The 10,519-nt window shown below is 70.9% G+C and carries 8 protein-coding genes; 3 read left to right on the top strand and 5 right to left on the bottom strand.

The features are described from left to right. Nucleotides 1-30 precede the first annotated feature (30 nt). Nucleotides 31-636 (top strand): transposase, encoded by a 606-nt coding sequence (locus tag ACWD3C_RS12530; protein WP_451142945.1) that lies wholly within the window; start codon nt 31-33, stop codon nt 634-636. On the opposite strand, the gene ACWD3C_RS12525 is transcribed toward ACWD3C_RS12530, so the two are convergent. Next, nucleotides 633-1,304: a TetR/AcrR family transcriptional regulator gene (locus ACWD3C_RS12525; RefSeq protein ID WP_451142929.1), complete on the bottom strand. Its 672-nt coding sequence runs from the start codon at nt 1,302-1,304 to the stop codon at nt 633-635. The two genes, ACWD3C_RS12530 and ACWD3C_RS12525, sit on opposite strands and share 4 nt — an antisense overlap. A 112-nt stretch (nt 1,305-1,416) precedes the next feature. Between ACWD3C_RS12525 and ACWD3C_RS12520 the strand changes: the two genes are divergently transcribed. Then, complete coding sequence (locus tag ACWD3C_RS12520; RefSeq protein ID WP_451142927.1) at nt 1,417-2,121, top strand: NAD(P)-dependent oxidoreductase; 705 nt, start codon at nt 1,417-1,419, stop codon at nt 2,119-2,121. 15 nt (nt 2,122-2,136) lie between these two features. Here ACWD3C_RS12520 and ACWD3C_RS12515 read toward each other — a convergent pair whose 3' ends face one another. The 4 genes from ACWD3C_RS12515 to ACWD3C_RS12500 form a co-directional block, all read right to left on the bottom strand. Continuing rightward, nucleotides 2,137-2,748, bottom strand: a complete 612-nt coding sequence (locus ACWD3C_RS12515) for a flavin reductase family protein (RefSeq protein ID WP_451142925.1) — start codon at nt 2,746-2,748, stop codon at nt 2,137-2,139. Nucleotides 2,749-2,841: 93 nt separating this feature from the next. Further along, complete coding sequence (locus tag ACWD3C_RS12510; protein WP_451142923.1) at nt 2,842-3,666, bottom strand: enoyl-CoA hydratase/isomerase family protein; 825 nt, start codon at nt 3,664-3,666, stop codon at nt 2,842-2,844. A gap of 73 nt (nt 3,667-3,739) precedes the next feature. Next, nucleotides 3,740-5,965 (bottom strand): acetate--CoA ligase family protein, encoded by a 2,226-nt coding sequence (locus ACWD3C_RS12505; protein ID WP_451142921.1) that lies wholly within the window; start codon nt 5,963-5,965, stop codon nt 3,740-3,742. Nucleotides 5,966-6,722: 757 nt separating this feature from the next. Further along, complete coding sequence (locus tag ACWD3C_RS12500) at nt 6,723-7,808, bottom strand: LacI family DNA-binding transcriptional regulator (protein WP_451142919.1); 1,086 nt, start codon at nt 7,806-7,808, stop codon at nt 6,723-6,725. Between the two features lie 334 nt (nt 7,809-8,142). On the opposite strand from ACWD3C_RS12500, the gene ACWD3C_RS12495 reads away from it, so the two are divergent. Then, entirely contained in the window at nt 8,143-10,308 is a 2,166-nt protein-coding gene (locus ACWD3C_RS12495) for a zinc ribbon domain-containing protein (RefSeq protein ID WP_451142917.1), read from the top strand. Nucleotides 10,309-10,519 lie beyond the last annotated feature (211 nt).

Here is a 10,519-nt window from a genome sequence, read left to right as displayed (position 1 = left end):
CCTGATCGTGGCGCGGTTCACCAAGAGCCAGTGCCAGCCGTGTCCGGACCACCCCCGGTGCACCAGCTCCCGCGAGAGCGCCCGGAACGTGGGCTCCCCCCCCACAAGAACTCCGCGACCTGCAAGTCCGTGTCCGCAGCGAGCAGCAGACACCCCGAGTGGAAGGCCCGCTACGCGGTCCGCTCCGGAGTGGAGGGCACCATCAACGAGTTCGCCCACGGACACGGCATGCGCCGCTGCCGCTACCGAGGGCGGCCGAAAGCCCACCTGCAACACGTACTCACGGCCATCGCCGTGAACATCGAACGCCTCAGCGGCCGGCCAGTGACCGAGGAAAACTCTTCACCGAGACCGCCGACCGCCTTCAGACCTTCCTGGATCAGAACGAGATCCCCCGGCCGAAGTCCTGGCGAACCCTCGGTAGCTGAGCCCGACCATCCAAGATCCCCGACAGAGTCAACCTGTTGGCCAGGACGGTCACGCCGAGGGCTGTGTACAAGAACCTACGCGAGCTCGGTCTCACGGACTGAGCACGCATCACACCTGGGCGGTGAAGTGGGACTCCGCCCGCCCGTCCAGACAGCACCGCTGCACAAGCCACCAGATCGAAGAGGCACGCTCTGGTTGTCGTCCTAGCGGTCGAGGAGCCTCTCAAGGCCGTCGAGGATGAGGTCAAGACCGGACGCGAACTCGTCCGCGTAGGCGTAGCCGGGCTGGAGGGCGTGGTTCGTGATCATCTCGGTGAGGTGGGGATACCTGTCGGCCGGCAACTGCCTGACGATGTTCTCCGCCACGTCCTCAAGGTCCTGGGCGGTGCTGAACGGCAGGCTCGACTCCTGCAGGACGAATCCGTAGACGTAGCTGTCCAGGGTCGAGAACGCGTGGGCGGCCATGGCGATCGAGAACCCCGCGTTCCGCAGGCATCCGATCACCCAGTCGTGGTGCCGCAGCGTCGCCTGCCCGGGGCTGCGCCGGGAGTCCAGCATCCCCAGCGCCCAGGTGTGGCGGGCGAGCACCGCACGTGTGGAGGCCGCGCGGCGGCGCATGGCGGTCTTCCAGTCGGCCGCGTCATGCGGCAGCTCGATCTGGTCGAAGACCAGGTCGACGATCCCGTCCAGGATCTCGTCCTTGCCGGCCACGTGGTGGTACAGCGACATGGCCTCGACGCCGAGTTGCTCGGCCACCTTCCGCATGCTCACCGAGGCGACGCCGCGCTCGTCGGCCACGCGGACGGCGGCCTCCAGGACACGCTCCCGGTTCAGGGGCGGGCGGGGCGGTTGATGCTGTTTCGGGGTCGATGCCACCTGTGGTCTCCCGGGAACCTTGACGGCCTTACGCCTGTAAGGATAATAGCCTTCCATCGGAGCCTTACATCCGTAAGGGAGAGGGCTGCGGGCCGACCGGAAGGGGATCAGCATGGGCAGCGACCAGAGCCTGAAGATCTGCGTCGTGGGGGCCTCGGGCAAGCTGGGGCGGTATATGGTCCGGCACTGCCTGGACCGGGGCTACGAGGTGGTGGCCGTGTGCCGCGAGCAGAGCGTCGGAAAGCTGGCGGAATTCGAGGGGCGCATCACCGTCGTCCCGGGGCCGACGGACGGCCGGGAGGTCATCGGGCGCGCGGTCGACGGCTGCGACGGAGTGCTGACGGTCCTGGTCCCCTGGGGTGTCCACGGATACTCGACCGGGACGGCCCAAGCGGTGCTCGACCACGCCCCGGCGGGGGCGCGGCTGGTGTTCTCCTGCGGCTGGCACATCACCCGCGACGGCAAGGACGTGTACTCCCTGAAGCTGCGGGCGTTCGTCAAGGTCTTCGGCGTGGTGGCACGGCTGATCCGCGTCGTGGACATCCGCGACCAGGTGGAGGCGTGCCGCCGCGTGTTCGCCAGCGGCACCCGCTGGACGGTCGTACGCGGCAGCGACCTCGAAGAGGGCGGCAGTCAAGGCCTGCCGGTGTGGAGCCGGCACGTGGGCGACCCGATCCTCGCCGACAACATCACTCGGCGGGTCGACTACGCGCTGTTCATGGTGGAGGCGCTCACCGACGACGAGTTGATCGGCGAGGCCCCGGCGATCGTCGGCTGCCAGACGCCCTCGGCGCGCGCGCACGCCCGGCTGCCGTGACCTGAGCCTGCACACTCAGAGAAACCGCCCCTTGTGGAACAGCAGCGGCGGTTCGTCCCCGCCGGTTGCCCCCAAGGCGCCCACCCGCCCTACGACGATGAGATGGTCGCCGCCCGTGTGCACCGCGTGGATCGTGCAGTCGATCCACGCGAGCGTGCCCGCGAGGCGCGGGGAACCGGACTCGGGGGCGGCGTCGTAGGCGACACCCGCGAACTTGTCCGCGCCGCTTACCGCGAAGGCGCGGCACAGTTCGCCCTGGCGTGCGCTCAGGACGTTCACGCAGAAGACGCCCCCGCGGGCGATGCGCGGCCACGTCGTCGACGTACGGCCGACCATGAAGGCGACGAGGGGCGGGTCGAGGGAGAGGGAGGAGAAGGACTGGCAGGCGAAACCGGCGGGGGCCCGGGTTTCGTCGTCGGGGGCGGCCGGTGCGGTGACCACGGTCACGCCGGTCGCGAAGTTCCCCAGCACGCGCCGGAACTCGGCCTGCCCGACCGGCGCCCGTTCGTCCTCGCCGACACACCGCAACTCCGGTCGCGGCAGCACCTCGACGGGTTCCGGCGCGGGCGGTGCCCCGACTGACCTGAGGTAGCGGACGGCGGCTGCCGCCATCCCTGCGTGTCCCATCACGCCCACCATTGAAGCTGACGGTATGTCAGATTGGAAGGGTTGTGCGGGAGCGGGGACCTCCAGATCCTGCAGCGGAACTGAGCCCCGTACTCACCGCCCCCTGTACTCGGGACTCCTCCGCTCCACGAAACTCGCCACTCCCTCCCGCGCGTCCTCCGACGTCATGTTGATCTCCTGCGCGGCGGCCTCGGCGGCGAAGGCGGTGGCGCGGTCGGTGTCGAGGGAGGCGTTGACGAGCTGCTTGGTGAGGGCGAGGGCGCGGGTCGGGCCGGTGGCGAGGCGTTCCGCCCACTCGCGGGCCGTCTTGTCCAACTCCTCGGCTGATACGACGCGGTTGACGAGGCCGAGGCGTTCGGCGTCCACGGCGGTGAGGGCGTCGCCGAAGAACATCAGCTCCTTCGCGCGCTGCGGGCCGATCAGGCGGGGGAGGAGATAGGCGCCGCCGCCGTCGGGGACGAGTCCGCGTCGTACGAAGACCTCGATGAACTTGGCGGATTCGGCGGCCAGTACGAGGTCACAGGCGAACGCGAGATGGGCGCCGATGCCCGCCGCCGTGCCGTTCACGGCGGCGATCACCGGCTTCTCGCAGTCGAGGACGGCGGCGATCAGGCGCTGCGCGCCGAGGCGGAGGGTGCGGGCGACGTCGCCGGCGACCCGTTCCCCGGTCATGGCCGCGCCGCGCAGATCCGCGCCCGCGCAGAAGCCGCGGCCCGTGCCGGTGAGGACGACGGCCCGGACAGTGGGGTCGGCGGAGGCGTCCAAGAGGAGTTGGATGATGCGTTCTCGCTGGTCAGGGGTGAGGGCGTTGAGGGCTTCCGGGCGGTTGAGGGTGATGTGCGCGACCTGATTGTCAGTGGTGTGCAGTATCAATGAGTCACGGGATTTTTCGGGAGGTTCGAGGGGGGAGTCGGACATGTGGGAGCTCCGTTGTGTACGGGGAGTGATGGGCTTCGTTGTGCGGGCGGTCACCGCACTTCGCGCGGAGCGCCTAGCGGCACACCACCAACGCGTCCAGCGCCACCGCCCCCTGCCCCCGGGGCAGCACCATGAGCGGGTTGATGTCCAGCTCGGCGATGTCGTCGCCGAGTTCGAGGGCCATGCGCTGGACCCGGAGGATGACTTCGACGAGGGCGTCCACGTCCACGGGCGGGCCCCCTCGGACCCCGTCCAGCAGGGCCCGGCCGCGCAGTTCGGTGAGCATGGCGCGGGCCTGGTCCTCGCCGAAGGGCGGCACGCGTACGGCCGCGTCGCGGAGGACCTCGACAAGGACGCCGCCGAGGCCGACGGTCACGGTGGGGCCGAAGAGGGGGTCGTGGGAGGTGCCGACGACCATCTCGACGCCCCGTTCGACCATCTGGCAGACGAGGACGCCGTCGAGGGGGATGTCCTCGTAGCGGGCGATGTCGGTGAGCTCGCGGTAGGCGTCGCGGACCTGGCTGGCGGAGGTCAGGCCGATCTTCACCAGGCCGAGTTCGGTCTTGTGGGCGATACGGGCGCCGGAGGCCTTCATGACCACGGGGTAGCCCACGAGGCTCGCCGCCCGTACGGCCGCCGCGGCGCTGCCGACCAGCTGCTCGCGCGGCACCCGGATGCCGTACGCGCGCAGCAACTGCTTCGCCGCGTGCTCGCTCAGCTGCTGCCCCGGCCGCATCAGCGCCTGCGCCTTGCGGAAGGAGGGGGACGGGGTGCGCGGCGCCTCGTCGAACGGGGAGCGGTACGCCGAGACGAAGCGGGCGTGGTCGAGGTGGGCGCGGACGGCCGTGATGCAGTTGGCGAAGGTGCGGAAGGTCGCGACCCGGGAGGAGCCGAGCAGGGTCTCGCGGTACGCGGTCTCCGTGCCCACCGGCGATCCCCATACGACGCACACCAGCTTGTCCGTGTGTACCGCCGCGTCGACCAGGTCCTGTGCGAGCTTGTCGCTCATGGGCGGGAACGGGCCGGTGATCGGGCAGATCAGCACCCCTACCGCCGGGTCGGCGAGGATCGCGTCGATGATCTTCCGGCCGCGCCAGTCGCCCACCGGATGCCCGCCGTTGTCGACGGGGTTGGCCACGCTCAGGTACTCGGGTATCCACTGGTGCAGCTCGGCCTGCTTGGCCTCCGGCAGGACCGGCAGGTGCAGCCCGGCCTCCGTCGCCAGGTCCGCGAAGTGCGCGCCCGTGCCGCCCGAGATCGAATAGACGACGACGCCGTCGGCACGCGGGGTCCGGGCCCGGGCCAACAGGGTGGCCGTGTCCTGGAGTTCGTCGAGGCCGTCGACGCGGATCACGCCGTACTGCCGCATGGCCGCGTCCACCACCGCGTCCGCTCCGGTCAGCTTGCCGGTGTGGGAAGCGGCGGTGCGGGCGCCGGTCTCGGTGCGGCCCACCTTGACGGCGACCACGGGCACCCCGAGGCGGGCGGCCCGGTCGGCGGCGAGGAGGAAGGAGCGGCCGTCCTTCAGGCCCTCGACGTACGCGGCGATGGCGCCGACCTCGGGCCGCTCGGCGAAGTAGGAGATGAAGTCGGCGGTCTCCAGGTCGGCCTCGTTGCCGGTGGGAGCCCAGTGGGAGAGGCGGATGCCCAGCTCCTGCAGGGCGAAGACGGGGCGGCCCTGGTGGCCGGACTGGGTGATCAGGGCGATCGCCGGGCCGTCGAGGTCGTCGCGGAACCGTTCGAAGGCGTTGAGGTTGGTGTTCGGGCCCAGCAGTCGCAGCCCGGACCGTGCCACGGCGGCCGCCAGCCGTTCCTGGGCGGCCGCGCCCGCCGCCCCCGTCTCCGCGAACCCGGAGGCGAAGGCGACGGCGAACTTCACCTTGGCCTCGGAGAGTTCCTCGACCACGGGGAGCGGGTCGGCGACCAGCAGTACGGCCAGATCGACCTGCTCGGGCAGGTCCGCGACGGAAGGGGAGCAGGGGATGCCGAAGACGGACCGACGGGTGGGGTGCACCGGATGCAGCCGGGCGCCGACCCGCTCGGCCCAGGTGAGCAACTGCCGTGTGATACCGGTGTTCGGCCGCCCCTCGGCGTCCGACGCGCCGACGACCGCCACGGACTCGGGGCGGAAGAAGCGGCCCAGATCCGGGACGGCGGCGTACAGCGGGCGCCCGCTGACGTCCAGGTCGTCGACGTCGGCCGGCCTGCCGTGCACGACCGGCGAGGGCTGCTCGCCGCAGGCGATGACCCGGGCCCGGCGGGAGTCGGTGGTGAGGGTGCCGTGGGTTGATCCAAGCATCGGTCCGCCCGCTCCTGTGTGACAGCACGATTAACTGACGCAGTGTCAGATTACTGAACTGGCGTGACGTCAGGAATGGCTGTGCGGGCAAAGTTGGGCGGCGGTTGCCGGGGCGCCGGGAAGTCGCTGGCGGGTATGGAGAGGCTGTGCCCCTGTGCCGCTCATGGGATCCGTTGGAGCGCGGGCCACTGTGGCGCACGGGGAGACGTCGCTGTCGAGCCGGCGGTCGCCCGGTCTGTGCCGCGACGGTCACATTGCTCACGCTCCCGCCAAGATCCTTACCCGGCAACGCGAATATTGGCGTTGCTGTGTGGACGACCATGAGCAACCTCCATGCCGTCGTGTCAAAGCGCTCTAACAAGGGGCTAACGCAAGGGGCTAACGCAAGGGGGTTGGTAACTGTTCGCCGGGGAGTGCGTATAACGTTGGTTAGCTCGATCGTGTGATGGTTCGGTCATGGGCTTGCGATGCCCTGGGCCGTTCGGGCTACGGTGATCGTGCGATCTGGGACGCCGGGTACGGCGCCAGCGTGCGGGCCCCCACTCCACCTAGAGAGATGGTTCGGGGCCTCCCCGTCGCCTCTGGCCGTATCCACGTGGCCAGGTCGTGAGGGAACTGGCCTCCCGGGATCGGACCACGCACGGGATGCGTGTCGCCGCCCCGGGGTCGAGTACGCCGGGGACCTGGGGGCACCTCCCACGCCCTTAAGGCAGTGGGGGAGCGCCCAAGACCGTTCGGGGCGTGCGGCTGATCAGGCTCACTCCTGCCCAGTCCAAAGGAACGGTGTGCTTCCCCGCAGGACGACGTTCGTGGGGACCGCTACGATCCGCGAGGCATCCTCGTCGGAGAGCGCGAGTTCCATCGCGCATTGCCCGACCTGCCGCAGAGGCACGGTCACGGAGGTCAGCGCCGGGTCGACGTCCATCGCTGGGCCGATGTCGTCGAAGCCGGCGACGGCGACGTCCTGGCCGGGGACCAGCCCGGCGTCGCGGAAGGCGGTCATCGCACCGATCGCCATGACGTCGTTGACGGCGAAGACGAGTTCCGTGCTGTCCAGGCCCCGCCGGACGAGCTCGCGGGCGGCCGTACAACCGCCTCGGCGGCTGAACTCCGCTTCGACCACGAACCGCTCGTCGATGTCGATGCCGAACTCGCGCAGGCCCTCCATGAAACCATCGCACCGGTCACGGGACGTCCTGAGTCCGACGCCCCCGCGCACCACCGCGAACCGCCGGTAGCCGAGGCCCACCAGCGCGCGGGCAAGCTGTCGCGCTCCACCGTGGTTGTCGATGCTGACGGTGCGGAACGGCAGGTCGTGCTGGCTGATCAGGACCACGCTGCCGCCCGCTTCCCGGTAGGCGTCGAGCTCCTCGACGAGAGCGTCGCGAGTGGCGGTGCCGTCGATGCGGCTGCCGGTCAGGATGACGGCGCGCGGCCGCATGCCGCGCAGCGTCCTGACGATCTGCAGTTCCCGGTCGGGGGAGCGGTCCGCGACCGCCATCGTCACGATGAGTCCAGCCGTCTCCGCCGCCTGCGTCACTCCGCCCGCGATGGAGGAGAAGTACGGGTCGTCCACACCGCTGACAACCAGCGCGACGGTGTTCGTCGACCCCCGCGCGATCGCCTGGGCGGACAGGTGCGGCGCGTAGTTCAGGTCCGCGGCCGCGGCGAGCACACGGGCGACGTTCTCCTGACGGACGTTCCGGATGCTGCCGTTGAGCACGCGGGACGCCGTCGCCTGCGAGACGCCCGCAGTCCGCGCCACATCATGCAAGGTCGCCCGGCGCTCGCCGGGTACGGCATCCCCGCGCCGTCGCAGAGGCTCTGCCGACTCATCTTCCATGCCGCACATTGTGCACCGAGCCGCACAGCACCTTGGAAGTGGTGGAGTGATTACGGAACGTCCTTCCGTGGGCAGATCGCTCACTGGCGACGGAATGCTTTTCCGCCCCCTGCGGCCGATGCACCGGCCGCGACACGGCTTCGGCACCCACGACCGGGCGTGACAAGGGTCACCAGCAGTGGATCGAGTGGCCTGATTTTCCTGGGTGTTGCTGTGATTCTTTCGGTTCCCTCGGGCCGTTTTCGATTGCGGCGTGACCTTTGCGGGTGGGGTGCGTTGTGTATGTGAGTCCGATGATCGCACAGCAGATCGCAGCGGGGCGGGGAGGTGGACGGTGCGGCGGAAGATCCAGCTGGCTGAGGGGGAGACGGAGCGCATCTCGTGTGCCTCCGCGTCCGCGTTCCGGGGCCTGGACACGGTGACCGGCGAGGTGCTGGGCGCGCAGGCGCTGGCCGAGCGGGTGGGTTGGCTGACGTCCCTGGTCGAGGCGCTGTGCGCCGGGGTGACCTCGGCGCATTGGAACCGGTCCGACCTCGCGCGGCTCGCCTCCGGGAGGGACCGGTCGGGTGCCCGGTTGCCGTCGAATGCGTGGATGGCGGTGCGCACGCTGGGCTGGGGCGCGGCGGTGCCCGAAGGGCTGTATGTGCCGGACCGGGTGCGGCGGGTGGCCGAGGAGCAGGCCGGACGGGCGTTGCGGTCGGCCTGGTGGCGCAGCGAGATCACCGACGCGGTCCTGGCCACCTGGCCCACCGGCCCGGATGCCGATCCCATGCGGCGCACCGAAACCGAGTGGGCGGCGTTGCGGAAGGCGTGCCCGGACGGGCAGGCGCTGACGGCCTCGGTGCTGCGCGGACGGACCCGGCAGGTCGCCGCCTTCCAGGCGAGGCAGGGGTGTCTCCCGGTGGATGTATGCGCGCTGGAATCAGCGCCGGGTGGTGGGCGGCAGGTGGTGCTGGCCGCCGCCGACAAGCAACTGTCCACCCTGACCCGCTGCGAAGACGACCCCGCCCACTATGGGGTGTTGAGTGTGCGGCTGCCGGTGCGCCCCGATCCGCGCACCCGCCAAGACTGGCACCCGACCCTGATCCGCTTCCGGCTCCCCCCGACCATCCCCCACACTGCCGCTCTGCACGCCCCCACCCTGCGGGTGCGCGGCGGGCGGCTGCGGCTGGATGTCGCGTTCACCACCGCCGCCCCCAGGACCAGCCCCGGCGGGCATGTGCGGGCCGTCGCCTTCGACTATGGGCTGAACACCCTGCTCACCGGGGGCGCCCTGACCCTGACCGGCGGGCAGCAGCCCACCGTCATCACCGACACAGTGGTCACCGACGGGCGGCCGGTGTTCTTCCGCCCGAACGGGGTGCTGGCCAAGGCCGACCGGCTCCGCATCCTCGCCGAGCACCTGTGGACCAAGGCCGCCCGTCTGCAGGCCCTCGTCGACGGGCGGGCCATGGCCGGGCAGTGGCCCGAGCCGCTCACCGGGGTGAAGCTGGCGGTCCTCAAAACCGAGCATGCGGCGGTCAGCAGGCGGCGGACGAAGCTGAACGAGCAGCTGGCCAGGGCCGCCGCCCGCTTCATGGTCGAGACCGCCCGCGCCGCCGGGGCCACGGTGATCTACCTGGAGGATCTGCGGGACATGGAATCCCGCGGCAAGGGCCGCACCCTCAACACCCGCCTGTCCTCCTCGGTCCGCGGGCAGATCGTCACCCATACCCGGCATCAGGCCACGGCCCACGGAATCGCGGTGGTCATCGTCCCGGCCCGGGGCACCTCGAAATACTGCCCCCGCTGCCTGCACGCCTTCCGCCACCACGCCGCCCCCGACAGCCCGGAGCCGGGCTGGAAATGGGCGACGTGCCCCAACGCCGTGTGTGGTTACAGCGCGGACCGCGACGTGGCCGCCTGGCAACGCATCGGCGCACGCGGGCTGACCCACCAGCACACAACCGTCCTGGACCGGGCGAGCGGCACGTATGTGATCCGCCGCACGGTCCAGGAGCTGGACCGGCCGGTCCAGCACACCTCCCACCCCGGCACCGCCCCTTCGTCCGGTCCTGCGCAGCCTTGTGCTGCGGCGGACCGGACGAAGGCGGGACCGACGAGAAACAGCCCTGCGCCCAGGCAGCGACGCAGGGTCCCTGCCCCACCCACAGCCCCCGCAGCACGAACCGCTGCTGCGGGTCCGGGTGGAAAGCGTCCGGCGGGGCGGCAGCCCCGGTCACCAAGGCGTCACCCCCAGTGGCGCGGACGGCGACAGGCACCGCACACGATGAGCACCCCCACCCGGCACCAGCCCCGCGGGGCCAGACTCGGCGCAGGCTTCCACCTGCACACCCACGCCACCCCCGCCCCACGGGCAGGACGGCCACCGGGACACCCGAGATCTCTTTTCCCAGGACCGGAGCCGGGCCCAAAACCCAGCCCCACCCAGGAAAACCTAAGCTCATCCGCGACGCTTCGGGCCTCTACGACCGGGCGCGACACGGCGTCGGGCCCCTGACGCTGCGCATGCCCGGCGGAGCCCCGACCCGGGCCAACGCGACCGCGCTCGGCCGGGCGACCGCATCCTGCCGCGTACGGCCGCGGCCGCGATCCTGCTCGTCGGCCGTCGACACCCGCCTCACCATCGAGCGCGGCAGCGGCAGCGTCCCCCCACGCCGACACGTCGCCCGGGAGGGAGCCCGGGACAGGGCGCCTTCGCGTCCCCCGTC

The sequence above is a fragment of the Streptomyces sp. NPDC002845 genome (assembly GCF_053591955.1).
Note: the sequence above shows the minus strand (reverse complement) of the source record. Positions and strands in the feature narration are given on the sequence as shown.

Coding starts and splice junctions, on each gene's coding strand:
- ACWD3C_RS12520 (WP_451142927.1), top strand. CDS start 1,417: ATGGGCAGCGACCAGAGCCTGAAGATCTGCGTCGTGGGGGCCTCGGGC.
- ACWD3C_RS12515 (WP_451142925.1), bottom strand. CDS start 2,748: ATGGGACACGCAGGGATGGCGGCAGCCGCCGTCCGCTACCTCAGGTCA.
- ACWD3C_RS12510 (WP_451142923.1), bottom strand. CDS start 3,666: ATGTCCGACTCCCCCCTCGAACCTCCCGAAAAATCCCGTGACTCATTG.
- ACWD3C_RS12505 (WP_451142921.1), bottom strand. CDS start 5,965: ATGCTTGGATCAACCCACGGCACCCTCACCACCGACTCCCGCCGGGCC.
- ACWD3C_RS12500 (WP_451142919.1), bottom strand. CDS start 7,808: ATGGAAGATGAGTCGGCAGAGCCTCTGCGACGGCGCGGGGATGCCGTA.